This is a genomic window from Paenirhizobium naphthalenivorans, from assembly GCF_007992095.1.
Taxonomy (GTDB): Bacteria; Pseudomonadota; Alphaproteobacteria; order Rhizobiales; family Rhizobiaceae; genus Allorhizobium; species Allorhizobium naphthalenivorans.
This window is the reverse complement of sequence record NZ_BJZP01000036.1, coordinates 1-22,774: the sequence shown is the minus strand read 5'-3', so window position 1 is coordinate 22,774 and position 22,774 is coordinate 1. Positions and strand designations below refer to the sequence as shown.

Genomic DNA, 22,774 nt, shown 5'->3' with positions numbered 1-22,774 from the left:
TGTGCGAGGGAAAAGAACCGCCTGGCGCCATCATGTCCACGTACAAATTTGTGGGTCGCAAATCCGGGATCAGTCGTTCACGTTCGATGGCAATCGCTCGTTCCGATTCGGGCAATAGTGCCGTCAGAGGTAGAATTTCCGCGTTTCGGAAGCGGCGTGAAGGAGACGCTTCGAGGATTCACAGCAAAACATGCAGTGAGTATTTTCGCTCACGTATTTCGCTAACCCGATGATTCAACGTGGTCATTTCGCTATGCCTGCACTTGAAGAGAAGTGGTCGTTAAGTTTCTGTTAACCATTAAGTTCTTGCCAAGAAACAGGTTCTGCGTATCGTCACGGTAAATAGGCCGTTTCGGCGTCAAATCCGTGATAAGAGAGATCATCGTGAGCGTGGCAAAAAACGTGAACCGAAGTGCACTTCCGAGTGTTGATGAAACGATCGGCGAGCAGGCTGAGCTACTGAGCTCGCAGCTTCAATCGATGAGTGAAGCCCTGTTTCCACCATCATCGCAAAAAGTGCTGCGTAAGTTCACTTCGGGCGAGGCCGCACGCCTAATCGGCGTATCTGACTCGACTTTGCGAAAGATGACTTTGGCAGGTGAAGGTCCTCAGCCCGAGACAACCAGCAATGGGCGGCGGCTCTATAATCTGGCCGAAATCAATCAGATTCGCCGTCTGCTTGCCCAGTCAACGCGCGGCAGAGAGAGTATCGAGTTCGTTCCGCATCGGCGGCCTGGCGAGCACCTTCAGGTCCTAGCAATAACCAACTTCAAGGGCGGCTCTGGCAAGACGACAACGACAGCACATTTGGCGCAGTTCCTGGCGCTCCAAGGCTATCGTGTGCTTGCTGTGGACCTAGATCCTCAAGCGAGCCTATCTGCGCTACTTGGCGTACTCCCAGAGCTAGACGTTGCGTCGAACCAAACGCTCTACGCCGCCATTCGCTATGATGAAGAACGCCGTCCGCTCTCCGAGGTGATACGGCCCACCTATTTCGACGGCCTGGACCTGGTTCCGGGTAATCTTGAACTCATGGAGTTCGAGCATACAACGCCGAGGGCCCTTAGTGCCGGAGCTTCGGGCCAAACGTTGTTCTTCGCGCGTGTTGCCGCAGCGTTGGATGAAGTCGCTGACAACTATGACGTGGTTGTGATCGATTGCCCTCCGCAGCTCGGCTTTCTCACATTGAGCGGGCTGTGTGCGGCGACTTCGATGATCATCACCATTCATCCCCAAATGCTCGACATTTCGTCTATGAGTCAGTTTCTTTTGATGACACGCGATCTCCTTGGTGTCGTGCGCGATGCCGGTGGTGATCTGAAATACGACTTTATCCGATATCTCCTCACCAGGTACGAGCCGCAGGATGCTCCTCAGACGAAGGTCGCGGCTCTCTTGCGAAACCTTTTTGACGATCATGTCCTCACCAGCCCGATGGTTAAATCAGCGGCCGTATCGGACGCGGGACTGACGAAGCAGACGCTTTACGAAATTGGTCGAGAGAACATGACGCGCTCTACCTATGATCGCGCGATGGAATCTTTGGAGGCGGTGAATTCTGAAGTTGAGACTCTGATCAGGCAAGCGTGGGGGCGGGCATGAATTGCTGGGTCGGCCTTTCAGTCGGGAAGGGCGTATTGCTGTTGGGAGCTCCCAACAGTGGGTTTGATCCGCAGATGCGACCCGCCGCCATTACTAAGTTGGGAGCTCCCAACAGTGACCAAATAGCTGACAAACCTTTCACCGGAGAGGCGCCATGAGCCGCAAAGATTCGATCGACTCCCTTTTTCTGAAGAAGCCGGTTGCCAACGCATCATCGGCCGCGAAATCTCCAGACAGAGTGCGTACTGGCGCGATCTCCGCAATGGGATCATCGCTGCATGAAATGGCTGAGAACGCTAAACAGGCGACCAAGCTTCAGCAGCAGCTAGCAGAGGGGGAGGCGGTCATTTCAATCGATGCTTCATCGATTGATAGCTCTAAAATTGCCGATCGCATCCCGATAGACATTGACCCGGACTTCGACGCCTTGGTGGAGAGTATCGCGGAGCATGGCCAACAGGTCCCCATCTTAGTTCGACCGAACCCACAAGTATCCGGCCGCTTCCAGATTGCCTATGGACGTCGTAGACTTAAAGCTGCGGAGAAACTTGGCCGTCCTGTTCGAGCGATTGTCCGAAGCCTTTCCGACAGCCAGCTTTATATAGCTCAGGGCCGCGAGAACCTCGACCGCAAGGATCTTTCCTTCATTGAGAAGGCTTTTTTCGCTAAGAATCTAGAAGAAAACGGCTGCGATCGGGCCACCATAATTTCAGCCCTTGCCACCGACAAAGCGGATGTTAGCCGCTATATCGCTATAGCTCGCCAGTTACCTGAGGATTTGGTGAAATTCATTGGTCCCGCGCCAAAAGCGGGGCGCGCTCGATGGATGGCATTGGTCGAACACCTGGCAACGCCGGATAGGGTCACTGCCGCGTACGAACTGTTGTCTCGCTATAGCGAAGAACGGTTGGGCAGTGACGCTCGCCTCGATTCGATACTTCGTGCTCTCAATGAGACAGTCAAAAAAAATAGGGTTGCCAAGGCGGAATCGTGGAAAATCCCTTCGGGCAAACGTGGAGCCCGGATTGAGTCCAAGGCGGGTAAGACGACGATCATCTTCGAGGATAAAGCGGTTCCTGACTTTGCTCTGTTCGTCTCCGGCAAGCTGGACGAGCTCTACAAAGAATTTCGAGAGTACCGCGGCGAAGGAGACAAGCTATGAACTAAGCCGTTAGACGTTTAGCAAACGACACACATACGACAAAGAAAAAGCCCCCCGAAACGAATTTCGAAGAGCCTTCTCCACTTTGGTCAGTTGAGAGAGTCGCACTTCCAAGAATCCTCGTCAAGAGTCTTTGACGCCGTTTCGGTGAGCGTTTTCATATTGCCTGACGAAAGGTAAGAAAAAATGCAGACTGAATATATAACGACGCCCTTTGGGCGGCGGCCGGTAGTTCTTGACCTTGTGAAGAGGCAGCTCCAAACAGCTGCAACGAAATCAACTCGACCGGTCGAAAAGTGGAAAGTGTTTCGAGACGCCTGTGAGGCCCGCGAACGGCTCGGCCTCCAGGACAGGGCGCTGACTGTGCTGGACGCATTGCTGACGTTCTATCCGGAGGCGGAGCTCAATTCAGACAACGGACTGGTGGTGTTCCCATCCAATGCGCAGCTCTCGGTCAGAGCACATGGCATCACTGGAACGACCTTGCGGCGCCATTTGGCTGCCCTGGTCGAAGCCGGGCTCATCCAGCGCAAGGATAGTCCGAACGGCAAGCGCTACGCTCACCGGGACAAGGGTGGCGATATCGAGCAAGCCTTTGGGTTCGATCTTTCTCCACTTTTGGCTCGTGCTGCGGAACTTGCAATTCTGGCACAGGAAGTCGCTGCCGAACGCCTGCAGTTCAGGCGAGCCAAAGAGGCACTGACTATCTGCCGGCGTGATGTGCGCAAGCTGATTTCAGCAGCGATGGAGGAGGGGGCCGACGGCGACTGGGAAGCCATCGAAGACATGTATGTCGGCATTGTCAGCCGACTTCCCCGCAATCCTGACCGTCACCAGGTGGAGGCAATCCTCGACGAGATGCAGCTTTTGCGCACCGAAATCCTCAACCTTCTGGAAAATCAGTTAGATTCACAAAATATGGACGGCAATGCTGTTCATAATGGCTGTCACATACAGAATTCAAAACCCGAATCCATCCATGAACTTGAACCTAGCTCTGGAAAAGAGCAGGGCGGAGCCGGCGAGCTGGAAGTAGCGCCCAGAGCGGTTGCTCAGCCGTTGGCAAAGCCGGAACAGATGAAGGCGTTCCCGCTGTCGATGGTCCTGAAAGCCTGCCCGCAGATTTTGGATTACGGGCCCGGGGGGACGATCTCCCATTGGCGCGAGCTGATGGGCGCCGCGGTGGTGGTTCGATCAATGCTTGGCGTCAGCCCGTCGGCTTACCAGGAAGCTTGCGAGGTTATGGGGCCTGAGAACGCCGCGGTTGCCATGGCTGCAATCTTGGAGAGGGCAGGGCATATCAACTCGGCAGGTGGATATCTCCGCGATCTCACGCGCCGAGCGAGGATAGGGGAGTTTGGACTGGGACCGATGCTGATGTCGTTGATGCGCGCCAATGTGGACAGCGATCGGAAAACGGGGTGAGCGGTTGTAACGGCGCAACGGGTAGGGGGCATAGTCGTACGGCAGTCGTGCCGCTTTTCATGCAGCATTCGTTCCCCGGTTTCTTGATTTACTAGGAGTCAAAGCGCACCAAGAACGTCTCAATAGCTTCTAGACCTGCCCCGGATGCTGTCCCAAAAATCGAAAACCGACCCAAATGATACACTGATTTGCGTCTCACGGAGACTGTCTCGGCAGGTATACCGTAATGGACCCTAGCCATTGGCGCCGATTCAGATATCGGCTGGCAGTCCGCGTAGCAGGGACGAGGGTTCCCCCGCTCCGCTCAATCGAAAAGAAGCGGGATAGGCGTCCAGCTTTTTAGAGAATGTGTTGCGAAGCTTATGGACGTGATGTCATGTCACAAGGTGATGAGGCATAGCTTGGGGAGAGGATCGGCCGATGGGGGATACCTATTTCGATGACGAACAGGAGATAGGCCCGCAAGGGTTGGCATTGTTACGCAATGTGCTCTCAGAACTATTACGAGACCCATCTGGCGCTTCAAATGCGGATGAACAGCTTGGCCTGGCAAAGGAGCTAGTGGCCTTGTTCAAGTCGGGCTTCCGGAGCGAGGAAGAACTGAAAGCAATGGCCAGGAGCTGTCGCTTTCTCAACGATCCCAATGCCTAGAAAAGCGCGCGCTTTGCCTCCCAGCACGTCAGTGTAATGACAACCGAGAGCCATAAGGGCGATTGAAACAAAGGACTTGATAGGAGCGTAGGAGCTTCTAATTCTCGCGCATGATCCACGACGTTGCCAAAAGACTGAATTCAGTCCTGACACCTGAAGATCTGGCACTGCTAGAGAAAGCCTTTGCGCGCGTGTGCGAGCTGCGCGGTATTTCTCAGACATCGCCGCCGGCACAAGAGAGCGCCAAGGTTCTGATTAATTTATATCAGAGTGGAATTCGAAACAGGTTCCAGCTGGTGGCGATGCTGACGGGACAGAGGTATCCGTAGGGCAACTTCTCATCCATTTTTGGTTGTTTACGCCTGTAAAGTGATGGGACGGCAAGCGAACTACGCGGTCAGACTGTCAGTAACTGAATAGTTTGCTTTTTAAACAAAATAGTCATGCGCGACGACTGATGTACCATCGGATCGCCGCGCAAAAATTCTCGATGTTCTGGCTCAGATTACCGAAACGTTTTCGGCCTTCGATTTGCCCGTCTTGCGGTCCTGGCCTACTTCGTAGCGAACCTTTTGGCCATCCTTCAACGCTTCGCCGAAGCCGACCGCGGAGATGTGCACGAAGACATCCTGACCGCCGTCATCTGGTGTGATGAAGCCGAAGCCCTTGTCTTGAGCAAAGAATTTTACAGTACCGGTCGTCATGTGTTCCTCTTTGGTGGTTGAGAGACCGACCCTAACCGTCTGGCGCCGGAGCAACAAGCGGCCTGATTTCGGGGAATTGGGGACAGGCTGGCGAATACGATGAACGGATGAGTTGAGACTTTAGCCGTAAATCGCCGATCATAAACCGCTGCTTTAGGTTTTTGCCAGATATTGAGCATGAACTCTATTGACGATTTGGGCTTGTCACTGCGTCCTCCGGGACGATCGAAAGCGCAACGCCGTGTCTTCAGGTTGAGTGTTGGGGGCGTAGCGTGGCGGTGATCGAGAATGGATGACGTCTGGAAAGTTCTTGCTGGCAATCTTGCCGCCGTCGCCTTGATCGTCTCGATCTGGACGCATCTATCTTATCGCTTTTATCAATTGCCGCCAAAGCTGCGCTGTGCCGGCCTTGGGGTTACAATGGGCCTGGCGGCTATCGCCTCAATGCTACTCTCGGTCCGCTTCGATGTCGGAGTCATCTTTGATCTCCGCCTTGCGATCATTGAGTCCGCTGCTGTATTCGGCGGGCCGGGGGCTGCGCTGATCACCGCCATCATGGCTGCGGGCTTCCGGTTTTACCTCGGCGGGGCAGGGGTAGCGCCTGGTTTGACCGCTATCGCCATTGTTTTCGTCCTTGGAAGTGCACTCTGGTTCTTCGCTGGCAGAAAGCCGTTGAGCAATGCGCCGTCAATCCTGAGTGCCGCTATGCTTGCAGGCTGCCTTTCGATTGCAGTGCTTGCACTCCGTCCTGCAGCTGATTTTCAGCGGGCGGTTGACCGGGTGGGACTACCAATTGTTGTTCTGAACTTTGCAACGACAGCCGCTATTGGCTTTTTCCTGGCATATTTCCGCCGGTTTACGCTGGAACGCGATATTCTGTATGCGGCTCTCACACAGGCTCCAGACTACCACTACGTCAAGGACCAGCATCACCGTTTCGTTTTCGCGAACCTCAATGTTGCTCGCCACAATGGGCGCACGCGGTCGTCTGAAATGGTTGGGCTGACGGATTATGATCTCGCGTCTAAGGAGAGAGCCGAGCAGCTGATGGCAGCCGAGGCCGATGTCATGCGAACCGGCCAGGCGCTGGACCATTTTGAGGAGTTTCTCATCGAAGAGGACAAGCCACCGCGATGGTACTCAACCTCAAAAGTACCTTTAAAGAACCGACAAGGTGACATGGTCGGGTTGGCCGGGGTGACGGTCGACATTACTGAGAAAAAGCTCCTCGAGCAGGAACTCCGGTCCAGCAGGAATATCATGGCGCAGGCCATGGCCGAAATGTCCGACGGGCTCGCAATGTTCGGGCCGGATGGAAACATCGTGTTCTGTAATGACCGGTACCGAGAACTCTTCCCGAAATCCGCCTATGCCCGCAAGGAAGGTGCGCACATCACCGACATTGTGAGAGCTACTGTGCGCAACGGCGAGCGGAAGGATTTGCCCATCGATCTGGACGAGGAGAGCATTCAGGCGGCCGCCAAGACGCTCTTCATCAACAAGGACGAAGTCATCCCACTTGCAGACGGTCGCTGGTTGTCCCTGAGAACACGGGTGACAGAGGATCGCCACGTATTGGCACTCGTATCCGATATCACAGCAATGAAGGAATCAGAGCTTTCCCTCAAGAGCTTTGCCGAGCAAATGAAAGGCCTAGCTGAAACAGACGCGCTGACTGGACTAGCAAATCGTCGATCGTTCGATGATGGCCTGCAGCGGGAATTCGAGGCAGCAAAACGGACTGGTCGGCCCCTGTCAGTGCTTCTGATTGATGTGGACAGGTTCAAGGCATACAACGACCGCTACGGACACCTCGCCGGTGACGTTTGCCTGAAATCAGTTGCAGCGGCAATCGCGACTGCGGTCAGACGGTCTGGCGACATCGCGGCGCGGTTCGGAGGCGAGGAGTTTGCGGTTGTCCTGCCAGATACCGACGGCGACACGGCGATCACGATTGCCGAGAAGATCAGAACGTCGATCAGGGACCTCGGCATGGTGCACGAAGGCAGCGAGTACGGCATCGTGACGGCCAGCGTGGGTGCTACCGTCTTGATCTCGGCTTCGAGGGTGGCGAACCCGGCCGAACTCGTTGCACGGGCCGATCTGGCACTCTATCAAGCAAAGGACGCAGGTAGAGACCGCGTCGGGTTTCAGAGACTGGCTGACGAGCGCGTCAAGAAGCCTGCTTGACCGGCGTTGACAGGGTAAGGACGGGCCAACACCTGGCTCCTTTCTATATTGCTTCTTCAAACCAATGCTACGGTCGCCGAGAACTGCGTTCCATCTTGAGAGTGGAACTCATAACTACCATCCAATTGGCGCACCGATCCATCGACAAGCCGCGTTCCAGTCCCGGGTTTAACCGCACCGACGTCGAAGCCTATACCCTCATCGCTGATGGTCAGGCGACTTTTTCCCAGGCTGTCCGGTCCCGTCAGAGCAACTGACAAGCGACCTTCATCACCAACAGGGTAAGCGTACTTGATTGCATTCGTCACAACTTCATTCACCAGCAAGGCAAGTGCTGTCGCCTTGTCAGCCGAGACCGGTTGAGATTGTAGGTCGAACTCTACGCGAAGTTTTGCATCATGGGCGGATACTGCGCTGCCGACGACTGCCCGGATCAAGTCTGCTGCATCGATCTGCGCATATGCGTCGTTTCTATAGATCTGCTCATGCACCGCGATCATCGATTTGATACGGCTGGTGAGGGATTCAAAGCCCTCTGAGCCACGCATCTGCAGACGAACCAGTGACATCACGGATTGCAGGTTGTTCTTCACCCGGTGATGGATCTCTCGCAACAGCATCTCGTTGGTTTGGAGCGCCTTGGCGAGTTGCGCCGACTGCTGTTCTTGAGCCCTCAGGAGGTGCAGGATCCACCAGCCAGCAAAGGCAGCGCCGCCGATGATCATGATGGCGACGACACCCAGCATCAGCAGCGTTTGCCTGAACGGTTGAATGAGGAAGTCGTAGTCTGCGGCGGCCACGGCGACGAAGGGGGTGCCTTCCACCCGCCGGTAGGCCACCAGGCGCTTCACGCCGTCCATCGGCGAGGCCTCAGCGAAATAGGTCCCTGACGGCGCTTCCTTCAGAAATTTCGTGAAGAGGATGTAGCCGGACATGTCCAAAGTCGTCTCAGGCATCGGGTAGCGTGCAACCAGCATGCCGTCATCGCGAACGAAACTCACGGCATAGTCCCCGCCAAGGTCCACAGTTTCCCAGATCGGCCGTGTGATCTCCGCAGGAACGGACACCATGATGGCGCCCATGAATTGACCGTCCCGCACGATGCGCCGACTGAAGACAAAGATCTGGCCACCGTTGAGACGGCTGATCAGGAGGGAGGAAACATACTCTGTCTGACTATCCCTGACGGCCGTGAAGTAGTCGCGATCCGTGATGTCGACGGGTTTGATCTCGGGGTCGGTGGAGTAGAGGGTTCGGCCTTCAGCATCGACAACATAGGCCTGCACGCCGCTTGGCAAGCCCTGGGTCGCCACGTCCATGTCCCGGATGTTGCCGTCGAACCTCAGATCCGTAAGGCGAAGCGCATCATCGATCCGGCGAACCGTCTGGGTTCCCATCTGATGGATCCAGGACACGTGGCTTGCGACGATCTTTACAGAAGCGATAGCGCGCTCTTCAGCCCGACTGATCGTCGTAAAGTAAGATTGCGTGGCCCAGGTCCCGAGAATGGACAGAAGCGCGACAAGAGCCGCAGCAGTGGCAATCGCAGCGATCTTCGAAACTGATCGGGTTGAAGCGCTCGTTGTCACCCGCCCATCTCCCTCGCGTTGATGTTCGGTCACTGAACCATTGCAATAGCTAAAGAGAGGGAACCAAAATATCAATGGAATTCGAACAGCTCAGTCGGAGAGCGAGACCGGCGTGTTGTCAATCCAATTGTAGGCCGCCTGGACCAGGTCAAGGTCTAATGCGCGCCACTCAGGACTTTGTAAACTCCTGTGCGTTCTCAATGAGCGAGCTCCCTTGTCGCAGCACTTGCTCGAAAACCTCGGTAATGGCTTGCGATGATACGTGAACCTCTGAGAACTTGCGGGTTCCCATCGCGATTGCTTCACCCAGTCCGCCGATTTCGGCCTCTAACCTGGCGAAATACTGCAGCGGCTCGGGCTGAGCGAGAGCTACCTCCCGGAGCAACAAAGCGTTAAGATTGACCAGCGCCAAGATCTGCTTCGAGAGGGTTTCAGTCCGATCTATAAGGGCAAGTAGTGCCATTACGTTGTCGTTTTGGCTGGTCAATTCCGATCCTTCGAATTGCCCCTTTCTGAGGGGGGAACGTATGCTTGGCAGCTTTCCGCTCCCGTTCGAACCTTGCATGCCAACATATGCTACTGGCGAGCGGGATGGTAGAGAGCGCATGCGACCTAAGGCTAAGGGAATTTTGCTGACTATCATATTTTAAGATAACGAGAAATTAGACAATTCTGTTTTTAATGATCCCGAATATGCGCTTTGGCTCATGGGGACAATCATGCCGAGACTTACAATCGCCCGCCTGCTTCTCACGTTTGCCGCCGTTGTGGTAATCGGCCTGGTGACATCCATCGGGTTGCAAAGTTTCACATTGTCTCAACTCAAGGTGAATGGGCCGGTTTATGACGGCATTATCGACGGCAAGGATCTGGTCGCCGACATCTTGCCTCCACCTCTCTATTTGGTCGAAGCTTACATGCTGGCGAGCGAGGCAGTTCTCGATCCAAGCAGGGCGGAGCAGGCTTCCGTAAAGATTGCCACACTGGCTTCGGACTATCAGACGCGACGCCAATACTGGCAGGCTTCCCAACTGCCGGCGGCTTTGAAGCAGAAACTTGCTGAGGACGTGTTGATCAAGGGTGACGCGTTCTGGAGGCTCTACAACGAGCGTTTCTCTGAAATTGCTTCATATGGTGACGCGGAGGCTGCAGGAACGGGAATTCGGGATCTGAGAGAGAAGTTCTGGGCTCATGACGCTGCAGTGCGAGAACTCGTCGAGATGGCCAATACTCATCTGGCGGGAGAGGAGAGGGGGGCAGCGGCTACCTCTGCTTCGCTGGAGCGCATGGCCTTTGTGGGCAGCGGATTGTCTGTTCTGATGTTCATTGCCGGCATTTGGTATTTCCGTCGCCGAGCAATCGCACCTCTGGCCAGTATTTCCGGCTATATGGCCCACCTTGCTGGCGGTGACCTTAGTAGGGAGGTGCCGTTCGGCGACAGGACGGATGAGATCGGGGAGATGGCCCAGTCCGTCGAGATCTTCCGTCAGGCGGCACTTGAGCGCCAGCGCATGCGTGAAGAGGCGGATGGACTGCGAGCTCTTGCGGCCGACGAGCAACAACGGCGCGCGAGCGCGATGGCCGAGCAGGCGCAGGCTTTGTCACACGTCGTTGAGACGCTTGGCGCCGGATTGGCTCGTTTGGCTGAGTGCAATATCCGATACACAATCGACGATCCTTTCATGCCGGACTTTGAGCCGCTGCGACACGATTTCAACAACGCGCTTGCGGCCTTCCAGACGACGCTCGTGCAAGTTCTGGATACCACCCATGCCATCCACGAAAATGGTCTCGAGATGCGCTCCGCGTCCGACAATTTGGCTAAGCGCACGGAACAGCAGGCAGCTGCGCTGGAAGAAACATCGGCAGCCCTGGAAGAAGTCGCTGTCACTGTCGCACAGGCGTCTGAGCGCAGCACTGAGACCCGCAAGCTCGTCGCCGAGGCGAAGGTCTGCACGGAAGATTCAGGTCGTGTAGTACAAAACGCCATTGAGGCGATGAAGAACATCGAACGATCCGCCGCGGAGATCGGCCAGATCATCGGTGTGATCGACGAAATCGCTTTCCAGACGAACCTGCTGGCGCTAAATGCCGGCGTTGAAGCAGCCAGGGCAGGGGAGGCGGGCAAGGGGTTCGCCGTTGTCGCCCAAGAGGTCCGCGAACTGGCGCAGCGATCGGCGGTGGCTGCGAAGGAGATCAAGTCACTTGTTTCGAATTCAGGTCAGCAGGTGAATGTCGGCGTCAAGCTGGTTGATGACACCGGGCATGCGCTTGCCCGGATCGACACGTACGTCTCCTCGATCGACAGGAATATCGACGCCATCTCGACTGCGGCAGTCGAGCAGTCCGCCGGTCTGAAGCAGATCAGCATTGCCGTCAACGAGTTGGACCAGATGACCCAGCAGAATGCCGCCATGGTTGAAGAGACGACGGCTTTGAGCCATACGCTCTCGGCCGCCTCGACGCATCTGTCTGCCCTGGTGAACAGCTTTGTGCTCAATCGCCGAGCCAGGGTGCGAGACGGCGGCGACGGGTCAGGGATCGCAGTAGCAAAAACCGCCGCATGACAAAGTGAACATAAATGGAAGCTCACAGCTTGCTGATCACGTTTCTGGCGCAGCTCGGCGTGATCAGCCTTACGCTGACGATATGTTCGCTTGCAAGAGACCGAGTGCAGGGCGAACTGACCCTGCTGCGCAAGTTCGCCAGCGGCGCACTCTTTGGCGCCACAGCGGTGCTGTTGATGAATATGCCGGGTGAACTGATCAACGGGTTTCGTTTCGACTTGCGCATTGTCCCCATCGCTGTTGTGGGGCTTATTTCAGGTCCGGTCGGAGCTGCCGTTGCAGCCATTCTCGCGTCTGCTGTCCGGGTCTGGCTGGGCGGCGCCGGCGTCTGGCTCGGGTTGGTCGGAATAGGGCTCGCTTTTGCAGTCGCGACGCTGGGATACTCGTTTGCCAAGCGAGGGTTCAACGGGTCGCCCCATGTCGTGATCTTCAGCGCCCTAAATGCCGGGATAGCCTTCTTGATCCTTTTCTTGTTGCCGGCGAACGTTCGTGATCAGCTCACAGAGCTGAATGCTCATCTCATACTCCTGTTGCTGAATTTCCTGGCCACATTGATCTCAAGTTTCTTCGTTCGCATCGACAGAATTCGTCGCAAGAATGCGCAGCTGAATGAGCTACATAGGCAAATTGTCAGTGCACTCCCGGACTCATTGAACGTCAAAGACCTCCAGGGCCGTTTTCTTATAGCCAATGAGGCGACCGCAAAGCTCATGGGAGCAGCCAATGCCGTCGGCATGGTCGGTACGACCGACTTTGACTACTATACGTCGGCCGAAGCCTCGCTGTTCTGGGAGCAGGAGCAGGCATTCATCCGGGATCCCAAGCCCCTGACACTTGAGCAGCAGTTCGAACGGAACGGCCAGACCGTCTGGCTCAGCACGATCAAGGCGCCCTATTTCGAGATGGGGGCCTTGAAAGGCATTGTCAGCCACACAGCCGATATAACGTCGCAGAAGGCACTTCAGGCGGAACTCATTTCGACACAGGTGCTTCTCGAGACGGCGATGTCAGAGATGGCTGATGGGCTGGCAATGTTTGATCCCGACGGGCGTCTTGTAATGTGGAACCGGCGCTATCTGGAGCTCTTCCCCTATGTCGACGAGCGAACGTGCCAGGGCAGAACGCTTGCCGAGCTGTTGACTGCCGGCGTTTTACGCGGCGACCTAACGCTTCCGGCGGGCGCATCACCTCTTTCCTGGGTTCACGAAGAGGTGGAGCGCAGCCAATCTGCGCAACAGTCGGACCTGAGGCTGAGTGACGGGCGCTGGGTTTCGAAGTCGACTCGGACACTCAGTGACGGGGGGTGGGTGACACTCTATTCCGATGTCAGCGAGAAGAAGGCTGCGGTTCAACAGTTGGTACAGCTAGCCAGCAAAGACGGGCTGACAGAACTTGCAAACCGTCGCATCTTTGATCGGCGGCTGGCAGAGGCTTTCAGGACAGCTCAGTCGTCCCCCACATCCCTTTCACTGCTGATGATCGACGTCGATAACTTCAAGGCTTACAATGACACCTATGGACATCCGGCAGGTGACGAAGTGCTGCGCCAGATTGCAGCGGTCCTTCGGTCCGCCTGTCGGGGCGAGCTGGATCTGGTGGCGCGTTACGGGGGGGAAGAGTTCGCCGTTATCCTGCCGACAACCTCTATAGAGGTTGCGCATGACGTAGCTGTTCGCCTTGCTGCCGCAGTTCGGATGTTGGACATTCCCCATCTGTCCAGCTCCAAGGGCCGTGTCACCGTCTCCATCGGCTTGGCCTCAGTGACCGGATCGATGAGTGATCCTCAGCAACTTCTCAAGAGCTGCGACCAGGCTCTTTACTCCGCGAAAGCCGCAGGTAGAGACAAGGTGCGGGCGGCTTCCGTTGAAGATCTGACCAGTATGACGGTGTAGCGTAACAGCCCCAGTTGCACCGGGTGTTAATGGGTCGTTTACCATATTCGTCTATACAACATTAGCAGACTTCATGGAGACGGAGGCGGCGGATGAATGTCGTGTCGAGAAATATCGTGCCCCAGCGCCGTCAGACCAACTCTCCTGCGCTTGAGAAAGCGGCGCTCGTCTTCCTGGCCCTCTCCAATACCGTCAGGCTTGGTGTTCTCCTTCGGCTGATCGAGCGCGAATGGTCTGTGAACGAAATGGCGTCGGATCTTCAGATTAGCCAGTCCGCACTTTCACAGCATCTGGGCAAGCTTCGTCAGGCAGGTATTGTCCGTTCACGCAGGGATAGACAAACGGTGTTCTATCACTGCAGCGATGACACCGTCATACGCTTGTTGACCGACGCAGCGCTGACGCGCTAACCGGCCGTGCGCTTATGGAACCGCAACTTGATATCCATGAAGCTTTGAAGGCACTGGCACACCCGGGTCGACTCGATTTCCTCAAATGGCTGAAACATCCGGAGCAGTACTTTGGGCTGACTTCGGCAGACGTTCAAGGTAGCGTGCCGGCAGGACGTTTTGAGCTGCAGGGTCTCTCTCAGTCTGCAGCGTCTCAGAATCTGGCAATTCTCCAGCGCGCCGGTTTGCTTGCATCCCGCAGAGCCGGAAGCACCATCTTGTACCGGCGGAACGAGGAGATGATTGCGCAGCTGAAGTGCTGGATTGCCAGCGAACTCTGATCGTCGTGGTCTCGCATCGCTTTCATTGGACCATCAATCAAGCTGATGTTGTGGATGTGCGCGATCATCCCCTGCGAGTGCGTGACAAGTGGTCGCATATATTGAACATTGGGCGGCCATTCCAAAGGGGAACGATATGACCACTACCAATGACATTGCAGCCAACATCGCGGAAACCCACGGTCTCTCGCGTGCTCAGGCAAAAACTCTCGTAGAGGCAGTCTTCGCAGCTGTGACGAAAGCGGCGACCTCAGGAGAGGAAACCTCCATCCCCGGCTTCGGCAAGTTCAAGGTGAAACACACTCCGGAACGTGAAGCACGCAATCCGGCAACCGGTGCGACAATCAAGGTCGCTGCGGCGAAGAAGTTGACCTTCACGCCCGGGAAGGCCCTGAAGGACGCCCTGAACCATTAATGAGCATGCGCAGTCCGTAGCGCATCAAATCGCCTGATCCGGAAGAGAGGCCGCGAAGAGGGGCCAGACGCGTAGTAAGTGGTAATCTCACGGTAATTGTTTTACATCATCATGATCCGATGAGGCCTTTCTCCTCGTCGAGCCCGAGCCTGTACTGCGTCCCGGCTCGACTTGAGAAATAGAAAAGCTGGGCGACCCTTGCGTACAAAGATCGTGCCAAGCTAGGTCCCTAGGCCACCTCGCCGAAACGAGGGCGAGGTCTTGCGAACCCAATTGCGACACGCAGGAAGCGCTGACTTACAACTGCGATCCAGTGACGATTTGCCGACTAAGCGACCGGCTACCAGCTTTAGCAGTCGCTGATTAAAACATCGCGAATGCATGAGGATTGCGCTGTCGGGAGTGTCGACCGAATCTGACCGAGAAAGCGGCGGCACATGCTCCGCATCTTGAGCACTTCCCTCAGTCCGAAGGAAAGTTTTCGGGAATTAGGGCAGCTTGATGGGCCGACATGCTCTAGCTGTCGGCCCCATCGTTGCTTGTCTAAGCGGCACGTAGACCTAAGTCGCCTGAATTCCTGTGTTCGACGATCTGGTCCCCTTCTCGGATGGTGGCCCTTCTATTCAATTTGAAGCGGTTCACCAGATGGGCCAGCAAATTGGATCCCTCGGCCAGTGTGTGGCTAACGGCTGTCGTTTCTTCAACCATCGCAGCATTCTGTTGCGTCATCTGGTCGATACTGCTGACTGCAGCGCTGATCTGGCTCAGTCCAAGCGCCTGTTCGGCAGCTGCAGTCGCAATGGCATCAACGTTGCTGTTGATTTCAGAGACGAACTCCTCAATTGAACCCAGAGCCGTACCAGTTTCATTCACAAGTCGGACACCGGACGCGACTTCTTCCGCTGATTTGCCGATCAGCTCCTTGATCTCTCGGGCCGCGACGGCCGAACGCTGAGCCAGCTCGCGCACTTCCTGGGCAACAACCGCGAAACCCTTACCGGCATCACCAGCTCGAGCGGCCTCTACGCCGGCATTGAGCGCAAGAAGGTTCGTCTGGAAAGCAATCTGATCGATTACGCCAATGATCTGGGTGATTTCGTCTGAAGCGGCCTGAATGCGGCCCATCGCTTCGACGGCGTCGCGGACAACTACTCCAGAGGCCGATGCGCAAGCCTTCGCGTCGACAACCAGCTTGCTGGTATCCTGCATGCGCGATGACGAGAGTTTAACGGTTGAGGACACTTGTTCCAGTGCCGCGGAGGTTTGTTCGAGTGCTGCAGCCTGCTGCTCAGTCCGTTTTGCCAGATTGTCAGATGCCTCGCGCATTTCTTGCCCGTTGTTCTGGAGGGCCTGAGTCTGTTGGAGAACTTGCTCGAGTGTGGCCTGGAAGGTGGCGATCGAGTTGTTGAAGTCGTGGCGGAGAGGCTCGAAGTCGGCCGGGAACTTCTCGTCAATCGTAATGCGAATATTGCAGTCGGCGAGCCGCTTCAATCCGGCACCAAGCTCTCGCACGACCACGCTTAGATTTTGCGCATGCAGTTCCTGGGAGCGCTGCGACTCTTCGCGTTCGCGATCGATTATCTGGCGTTGGAGTTCGGCCGCAGCAAGCCGCTCCTGAACTCTCTCATTGACGGAGTCACGCAGTGAAACAAGCGTTCTTGCCATGTCTCCGACCTCGTCTCCACGGTTTACATCCGGTACAGCGGCTGCGAAATCCTCGGCAGCAATCTTGTTCATCGCCGTTTGTAGGTGCCGAATGGGACGGGTAACCGAGCGGATGATAGACAGTGCTCCAATGACCATAAACAGGCAGCCTGCAGCTGCTATTGCAGCGGTCTTCTTGGCACTTGCCCAGACCTTGGCGTCCAGATCATCCACGTAAACGCCATTGCCGATCACCCACCCCCATGGCTCGAACAGAGTAACGTGGGACAGTTTGCGAACAGGTTCATCAATGCCCGGCTTCGGCCAGCGATAATCTACAAAACCGCTCTTTTCAGCTTTTGCGACATTGACGAATTCAACCCAAAGGGCTTTGCCGTCTGGGTCCTTCATGTCCGTGACGTCTTTCCCATTAAGCTCAGGCTTTATGGGATGCATCAGGACAACCTGTTGAAGGTCATTCACCCACAGGTACCCACTCTCTCCGTAGCGAACCGCTGCGAGTTCCGCTAAGGCAGCCTCGCGTGCTTCATCTTCTGAGAGAGCTCCATTTTGTACGTCAGCAAATCGTTTCTGGACGATGGACACGGCCACTTCATCTACTGTTCGCAGAAGATCTTTGCGTTCTTCGAGCAATTGGTCAGCGGTTGTCGACAGCGTGACTGCCATAGCAAGAGTGACGACGAACAGTGATAGTCCAACCAGCAGATAAAGCCTGGTGGAGATGCGGAAGAGTGACATAGCGACTCCAAGTGCTGCGGGAATCGGTTCCTACAGTTACAGTCTTGGCGCATCGCCATATGGCCGCCACCAACGAGTATCGATGCTGTAGGAGCCCCCCCCTAAATTGACATGTCATATTTAATGCACGTCCGTTTAATTTGAATTAATTCAATCGAGGCTGCTGATTGTTTGTATCCATCCGGCGTAGACCGCAGGGGTTATGATTTCGGCTCGTCCGTCATGATGCGTTCGATCTTTTCCTGATCACATTGCTCGTCGACAAGGAACTGCCTTACACCCCCGTCCCAGGTGCGGATATCGGCGAGGAACTCCTTCATGCTCTCGACGCCCCGGTCGGTGAATGTAGTGATGCCCTCTTCGGTGCCGTCATGGGCATGGATCATCTCGCCGTAATCGATGTTGTCCGAGTTGCTGGCGATTTGCTGGAGAAGTTCAATGTTCTCACCGATCAGCGTGGCGACATAGTCGATCGTGTAGACATGCGTCGGGCGCGCCATCAGGCCGCCACCTGCCGGGCGCTTCCGGCGGACCAATTCCACGGCAATAGTTCCGGCAGCCTTGATACTGGAAGGCTGGGCATGCGGGCGAGCACGTCCGCCAGCCAGGCCTGCGGATCGATATCGTTCATCTTTGCCGAGACGATCAGGGAATACATGAAGGCAGCACGTTCGCCTCCGCGCTGGGAACCGGCGAATAGCCATGCCTTTCTTCCCAGAGCAATACCGCGCAGGGCGTGTTCGGCGGCATTGTTCGAAAGGCAAAGCCTGCCGTCGTCGAGGAACCGGGTGAAGGCTTCCCAACGTCGGTCCTTCTCGAACATGTAGTTGATCGCCTTGGCGACGGGATTGTGCTTCGACATCTGGGCACGCTGGGCCGTGAGCCAATCGTGCAGCTCCTCGACGAGTGGACGAGCATGTTGCTGTCTCGCTGCGAGCCGCGCCTCGGCAGGCATGCCGTTTATGCCGCGTTCAAGGTCGAAGAGCGCATCAATGCGGGCAACAGCCTCAAGCGCGACAGGCGATATCTCATGGGCGGACTTGCCCTTGCGCACGTTGCCGGCGATGTCAGCCAGTTCGAAGAACTTGCGCCGCGCATGGCTCCAACAAAGTGCACTCTTGACCGGCCCCGGGCTTCGATCGGCACGATAGAGATCGTTATAGCCGCCGTATGCATCGGCTTGGAGGGTGCCATGCCACCCGGTCAGATGCCGATTGGGATGGGTCTTCTCGCGATCGGGTGAGAAGTAGAAGAGCGCTGCGGGCGGTGCGCCGCCCGCAAACGGACGATCATCGCGCACGTAGGTCCAAAACCTTGCTTGCCGTGTTGCGCCCCTGGCCAGGAGCGGCACGGTGGTGTCGTCACCATGCAGCCGTTCGGCTGCCAGGACATGGGTGCGGATCAGGTCATGGATTGGCTGCAGGGCGGTCGCGCAGGCCCCGACCTGATCGGCCAGCGTGGAGAGGCTGAGATCGACGCCTTCCCTGGCGTAGCGCTCGGCTTGGCGATTCAATGGCTGATGCTGGCCGAACTTCTCGAACAGGATCGTCGCCAGCAAGTTGGGACCTGCCCATCCGCGCGGTGTCGCATGGAACGGGGCCGGTGGCTGGCTGATCTTCTCGCAGTCCCGGCAGGTGAACTTCTCTCGGACCGTCTGGATCACCTTCCACTGGCGCGGTATCGCCTCCAGCGTCTCTGTGATGTCTTCTCCCATCTTCACGATCCTGGTCGAGCCGCAGCAGGTGCAGGTCGCCGGAGCTTCGATGATCAGGCGCTCACGCAGCAGGTGCGCGGGAAACGGCTTGCGGGCCGGCCGGCGGCGTTCGAAGGCGGAGACATTCGTGATCTTCGCTGCCACGCGTTCCGCCGCGATCTCGTCCTCGGTGGCGTCGGCCTCAAGTTCTTCGAGCTGCAATTCCATCTGGTCGATCAGCCGGGCGCGGCGTTCGGAGCTCTGGCCATACTGCTCGCGGCGCATTTTGGCGATCTCGAGCTTGAGGTGCCGGATCATCGCCTCGGACGTCGTCACGACGGCGCGCACCTGCGCGAGATCGGCCTCGGCGGAGACGGCACGCGCTTCCGACGCCGCAAGCGCGGCACGCAGTCTGGCTATCTCCGAAGCAGCATCATCCATGGCCGAAAGCTACCATGCAACATGCTGAAAGCCCAACAAAAACAGAGGAATGCAGTCGATTAGCCTGCCTTCGAAGGCCGCTGCGTCCAACGTGGATTGCGCCAGTCGATGCCTTCCAGGAGATATCCCAACTGCGCCGCCGATACCGGCACAGCGGAGCCATTCTGGCTGACCGACCAGATGAACTTTCCAGCTTCCAATCGCTTCAGGTAAAGCGACATGCCTACGCCGTCATGCCACAGGACCTTGATCAGATCACCCTTGCGCCCCCGGAAGCAGAAGACTTCGCCGCCATGAGGATCGCGCCCAAGGCCTTCCTGCACTTTCAGCGCCAGGCTGTTCATGCCACAGCGCATGTCCGTCACTCCGCCCGCGATCCATACCTTCACCCCGGCCGGAAACGCGATCATGGCGCATCCAGGACGGGCAACAGGCGGGCAAGAATGGTGGGATCAAGCGAAGCCGGGATCGTCAGCCGTCGGCCGTTCGGCAGGCCGATCTCAATCGTTTGGCCCTCATCAGATCGCTGAGTGGGGGCCGCCTCGCAAGATGCCGCCGCCGGCGGCGAAATGGAAAGCGGCACGAAGCCCATTGAAGCGGAACCGTTCAGAAGGCCCCTACGGTATTCCCGACGCCAACGGGTCAACAATGACCGCGACAATCCATATCGCCGCGCCGTCACCGATCCCTGCCGAAAGCCTTGCAGACTTTCCTCAACGATCCGAACCTTCTCTTCGTCCGACCAATCCCGACGACGACCAAGATCGTCGGCGGACAAGACCTCAATGGGAGAAGTTACTGTAGCGCATGACATAAGGCATGGACTTAAAGCCAATCAGCAAATCAGGGCAGACGGCCTTCGGCGGAGGGATACGATTGTTTAGGCAATCGGCTACATAACTACGCAGAGGGGGTGGCCCTCCCAGCAGTAGTGACCGTATTCCTATGGTGCGGCGACTAGCAGCGCAAACTACCAGATGTTTCAGTGTGCTTCATCCAAGGTGACGCGCGGCAAGTCCGCTGCGTCGCTGAGCATCACGGTAATAGGCCCTGAAGACGCTGCCTTTCTCGATCTTCGCAGCTTCAAGCCAAGCATTGAGGGCATCCACCGGTCGACCGGTGAGGTAGACGACCTCGTCGTTCTCGGCGCCACTGAGGCAGCGCCGTTGCCTCGGTGAGTTATCCTTCTAAACCTAGAGAAGCCGCGCCGCCCTTCCGCTGCGCCTGATGGCGCTATTGTAGTATTCCGATGCCTGCTGGACGGATCGATGGCGCGACTGCTCCATGGCTTCGGGGAGGGGAATGCCGCGATTTGCCGCTTCGGTGAGATACCCAGACCGCAATCCATGCGCTGAAAACTCCGTCGGATCGAGCCCGGCCAGTTCCGCTCGGTGCTTGACGATGTCATTGATCGCCTTCGGGTCCAGCGGCCTGCGCGAAACATTGCCCCAGCGATCAATCGCCCTGAAGACACTGCCCTTGTCGATTTTTGCAGCCGCAAGCCAAGCGTTCATGGCGTCGACCGGTCGACCGCTGAAGTAGACGACTTCGTCGTTGTCGGCGCCGCTGGTCTTCGTGCGACCGAGATGAATGGAAAGAGAGAGCAGGGGAGGGGCCCCGTCAATCTGGATCGGCTCTTCCTGCTGCAGCTGCTCGATCCTGAGGCCCGCGATCTCGCTGCGGCGACGGCCGCCCGAAGCAAAGGCGACCATCAGGATCGCACGGTCTCTGACATCACGTAGGGTTCCCGTCGTGCAGGTTGCGATCAGCCTGGACAGAATGTCCCCAGTGACGGCTTTGGCGCTTTTCCGCTTCCTTGGCCGCGGCGTCGCACGCACGGCCAGTCGGATTGCGGACTTGAGGGCAGGGGAGCCGAAAAAGCCGTCCAGCCCGCGCCATTTCGTCAGGGTCGACCAGGTGGCAAGGCGCCGGCGCACGGTGTCCGGTGCATGCGGGCCGGGCGACCGAAGCAATCCTTGAATGCGGAGCTTTTGCTCGACGTCAGCTGGCATGCCGTGTCCCGGGTCCGTCAGGCGCTTTTGCGCATCCCAAAGATGGTGCGCGACAAACTTGAGAAGCAGTGCTTCAGGCGCGGGCCAGGGGAGCGAGCGGCCGGTCGCAGCCAGCGACCAAGCCTGCAGATAGGCAAGATCAGAGGTCAGCGCCCGAAGGGTATTTTCACCCATGCCCTGGTTGACCAGATACCGCAGCGTTTCGACATCTTGGTCGGTCAGAAGTTCCGCCAGTTCGTCGCGCCGCTCCATCGGCAAGACTGCGGCAATCGTGTCGAGATCCTGGACGCGCCGGTCAACCGCACTCATTTCGGCAGGCCGTGTTCGTCGTAAAAATCGGAATGGTCGGAAGTTGTGCCCGGCGGTAGGTTTTTGCGACCCTCCTCCGCCAGAGATACGAAATCCTCATAAGGCGTGGTCTTCTGCGCCATCGGCGTGAGCATTGCGACCGGTTCCCCGGCTCGGCAGATTAAGATCTCATCGCCACACAGTGACAGTTCAATCAACTCCTCAAGCCGCTCTGCCGCTTCCGTTACGTCAATGAGGATCCTCACCAGACCCTCTCCTGGAGCACGGCGTCGAACACCACGTCCGTCGAGATCAGTGCGCAATGCTCGAGCCGTGTTTGCGCTGCGAGGATCCGGTCCCATGGGTCCCGGTGCTCCCAGTCGAAGGCCGCCGCAAGTTCCGCATGCAAGTCACTGATGGCTAGAGTCTGGAAGCCGCTGGAGGTGATAGCGGCGCGCAATTCCTGCGGCTTGAGATCAAGCTTCTTCAGCCGCATCTTGTTGTCGAGTTCATAAAAGGAGACGGCGCTGACGAGAACCGTGTTACGCTTGTCCTCGATCAGGGAGCGTGCGCGCGGTGAAAGTCGTGCGCTCCCGATCGTCCACCAATAGACTGCATGGCTGTCGAGAAGAAGCTTCACGAGCGCTTGTCACTTTCTGCCACTTCACCGCGGAATATCCCGACATCATCATTCCAGTCACCGGCGTCGATTGCGGCCTGCTCAGGATCATGCTCGTCAAACAGGTCGTCCGGAAGACCTCGCCGCGCCAGAAGTCCGAAAGGTCTCTTGCCGGCGGGATCAGCCGGACCGATCCGGGCATAAATCTCATTGCCGCGCATGATGATGATCTCTTCGCCCTGATTGGCGCGATCAAGGACTTCAGCGAAGTTCCTGCGCGCCTCGCTGATCTTGTAGTGCGTCTGAGGCATCGTCTGCTCCGGGTTTGTGCTTCTAGAGGGATTTTACCATCGAATTCCATCGTGTACAAACTTTATGTACGTCTCACATT

At 56.9% G+C, this 22,774-nt stretch carries 22 protein-coding genes; 10 read left to right on the top strand and 12 right to left on the bottom strand.

Annotated elements, in window-relative coordinates:
• The first annotated feature begins 384 nt into the window (after positions 1–384).
• The 4 genes from repA (at position 385) to RNA01_RS21375 (ending at position 4,840) form a co-directional block, all read left to right on the top strand.
• Positions 385–1,602 (top strand): plasmid partitioning protein RepA, encoded by a 1,218-nt coding sequence (repA, locus tag RNA01_RS21390; protein WP_035227181.1) that lies wholly within the window; start codon positions 385–387, stop codon positions 1,600–1,602.
• 154 nt (positions 1,603–1,756) lie between these two features.
• Positions 1,757–2,764, top strand: coding sequence for a plasmid partitioning protein RepB (gene repB, locus RNA01_RS21385; protein WP_035227061.1), 1,008 nt, complete (start codon positions 1,757–1,759; stop codon positions 2,762–2,764).
• 186 nt (positions 2,765–2,950) lie between these two features.
• The gene (repC, locus tag RNA01_RS21380) at positions 2,951–4,189 is read left to right on the top strand and encodes a plasmid replication protein RepC (RefSeq protein ID WP_147182162.1); all 1,239 of its coding nucleotides are present in this window, start codon (positions 2,951–2,953) and stop codon (positions 4,187–4,189) included.
• 420 nt (positions 4,190–4,609) lie between these two features.
• Complete coding sequence (locus tag RNA01_RS21375; protein WP_147182161.1) at positions 4,610–4,840, top strand: hypothetical protein; 231 nt, start codon at positions 4,610–4,612, stop codon at positions 4,838–4,840.
• A gap of 500 nt (positions 4,841–5,340) precedes the next feature.
• Here the strand turns inward: RNA01_RS21375 and RNA01_RS21370 are convergent, their stop codons facing one another.
• Positions 5,341–5,544: a cold-shock protein gene (locus RNA01_RS21370; RefSeq protein WP_147182160.1), complete on the bottom strand. Its 204-nt coding sequence runs from the start codon at positions 5,542–5,544 to the stop codon at positions 5,341–5,343.
• 288 nt (positions 5,545–5,832) lie between these two features.
• Here RNA01_RS21370 and RNA01_RS21365 point away from each other — a divergent pair, with 288 nt between their 5' ends.
• The gene (locus RNA01_RS21365; RefSeq protein ID WP_147182159.1) at positions 5,833–7,734 is read left to right on the top strand and encodes a diguanylate cyclase; all 1,902 of its coding nucleotides are present in this window, start codon (positions 5,833–5,835) and stop codon (positions 7,732–7,734) included.
• A gap of 56 nt (positions 7,735–7,790) precedes the next feature.
• On the opposite strand, the gene RNA01_RS21360 is transcribed toward RNA01_RS21365, so the two are convergent.
• Both RNA01_RS21360 and RNA01_RS21355 read right to left on the bottom strand, forming a co-directional pair.
• The gene (locus RNA01_RS21360) at positions 7,791–9,323 is read right to left on the bottom strand and encodes a sensor histidine kinase (RefSeq protein WP_147182158.1); all 1,533 of its coding nucleotides are present in this window, start codon (positions 9,321–9,323) and stop codon (positions 7,791–7,793) included.
• A 169-nt stretch (positions 9,324–9,492) separates the two neighbouring features.
• On the bottom strand, positions 9,493–9,810 hold the full coding sequence (locus RNA01_RS21355; RefSeq protein ID WP_147182157.1) for a hypothetical protein: 318 nt from the start codon (positions 9,808–9,810) through the stop codon (positions 9,493–9,495).
• 232 nt (positions 9,811–10,042) lie between these two features.
• On the opposite strand from RNA01_RS21355, the gene RNA01_RS21350 reads away from it, so the two are divergent.
• The 5 genes from RNA01_RS21350 to RNA01_RS21330 all read left to right on the top strand — a co-directional run bounded on the left by RNA01_RS21350 (position 10,043) and on the right by RNA01_RS21330 (position 14,927).
• Positions 10,043–11,890: a methyl-accepting chemotaxis protein gene (locus tag RNA01_RS21350; RefSeq protein WP_147182156.1), complete on the top strand. Its 1,848-nt coding sequence runs from the start codon at positions 10,043–10,045 to the stop codon at positions 11,888–11,890.
• A gap of 14 nt (positions 11,891–11,904) precedes the next feature.
• Positions 11,905–13,782, top strand: coding sequence for a diguanylate cyclase (locus tag RNA01_RS21345; RefSeq protein WP_147182155.1), 1,878 nt, complete (start codon positions 11,905–11,907; stop codon positions 13,780–13,782).
• A 92-nt stretch (positions 13,783–13,874) separates the two neighbouring features.
• Positions 13,875–14,192, top strand: coding sequence for an ArsR/SmtB family transcription factor (locus tag RNA01_RS21340; protein WP_147182154.1), 318 nt, complete (start codon positions 13,875–13,877; stop codon positions 14,190–14,192).
• Positions 14,193–14,206: 14 nt separating this feature from the next.
• Positions 14,207–14,512, top strand: a complete 306-nt coding sequence (locus RNA01_RS21335; protein WP_147182153.1) for an ArsR/SmtB family transcription factor — start codon at positions 14,207–14,209, stop codon at positions 14,510–14,512.
• A gap of 136 nt (positions 14,513–14,648) precedes the next feature.
• Positions 14,649–14,927, top strand: a complete 279-nt coding sequence (locus RNA01_RS21330; RefSeq protein WP_147182152.1) for an HU family DNA-binding protein — start codon at positions 14,649–14,651, stop codon at positions 14,925–14,927.
• 543 nt (positions 14,928–15,470) lie between these two features.
• Here RNA01_RS21330 and RNA01_RS21325 read toward each other — a convergent pair.
• From RNA01_RS21325 to RNA01_RS21280, 9 genes are all read right to left on the bottom strand, one after another.
• Positions 15,471–17,330, bottom strand: coding sequence for a methyl-accepting chemotaxis protein (locus tag RNA01_RS21325; protein WP_147182151.1), 1,860 nt, complete (start codon positions 17,328–17,330; stop codon positions 15,471–15,473).
• 200 nt (positions 17,331–17,530) lie between these two features.
• Positions 17,531–17,830: a hypothetical protein gene (locus RNA01_RS21320; protein ID WP_147182150.1), complete on the bottom strand. Its 300-nt coding sequence runs from the start codon at positions 17,828–17,830 to the stop codon at positions 17,531–17,533.
• The gene (tnpC, locus tag RNA01_RS21315; RefSeq protein ID WP_147182149.1) at positions 17,830–19,464 is read right to left on the bottom strand and encodes an IS66 family transposase; all 1,635 of its coding nucleotides are present in this window, start codon (positions 19,462–19,464) and stop codon (positions 17,830–17,832) included. The genes RNA01_RS21320 and tnpC overlap by 1 nt, the downstream gene beginning before the upstream one ends.
• A 59-nt stretch (positions 19,465–19,523) precedes the next feature.
• Positions 19,524–19,874 (bottom strand): IS66 family insertion sequence element accessory protein TnpB, encoded by a 351-nt coding sequence (gene tnpB, locus RNA01_RS21310; protein WP_147182148.1) that lies wholly within the window; start codon positions 19,872–19,874, stop codon positions 19,524–19,526.
• Complete coding sequence (gene tnpA / locus RNA01_RS21305; RefSeq protein WP_147182147.1) at positions 19,871–20,278, bottom strand: IS66-like element accessory protein TnpA; 408 nt, start codon at positions 20,276–20,278, stop codon at positions 19,871–19,873. The genes tnpB and tnpA overlap by 4 nt, the downstream gene beginning before the upstream one ends.
• Before the next feature lie 379 nt (positions 20,279–20,657).
• Positions 20,658–21,785 (bottom strand): site-specific integrase, encoded by a 1,128-nt coding sequence (locus tag RNA01_RS21295; RefSeq protein ID WP_147182146.1) that lies wholly within the window; start codon positions 21,783–21,785, stop codon positions 20,658–20,660.
• Positions 21,782–22,030, bottom strand: coding sequence for a type II toxin-antitoxin system Phd/YefM family antitoxin (locus RNA01_RS21290; protein WP_174824574.1), 249 nt, complete (start codon positions 22,028–22,030; stop codon positions 21,782–21,784). The genes RNA01_RS21295 and RNA01_RS21290 overlap by 4 nt, the downstream gene beginning before the upstream one ends.
• Positions 22,027–22,404, bottom strand: a complete 378-nt coding sequence (locus tag RNA01_RS21285; protein ID WP_147182145.1) for a type II toxin-antitoxin system VapC family toxin — start codon at positions 22,402–22,404, stop codon at positions 22,027–22,029. Before RNA01_RS21285 ends, RNA01_RS21290 begins: the two co-directional genes overlap by 4 nt.
• Positions 22,401–22,694 (bottom strand): type II toxin-antitoxin system Phd/YefM family antitoxin, encoded by a 294-nt coding sequence (locus tag RNA01_RS21280; RefSeq protein ID WP_147182144.1) that lies wholly within the window; start codon positions 22,692–22,694, stop codon positions 22,401–22,403. Before RNA01_RS21280 ends, RNA01_RS21285 begins: the two co-directional genes overlap by 4 nt.
• Between the last annotated feature and the right edge of the window lie 80 nt (positions 22,695–22,774).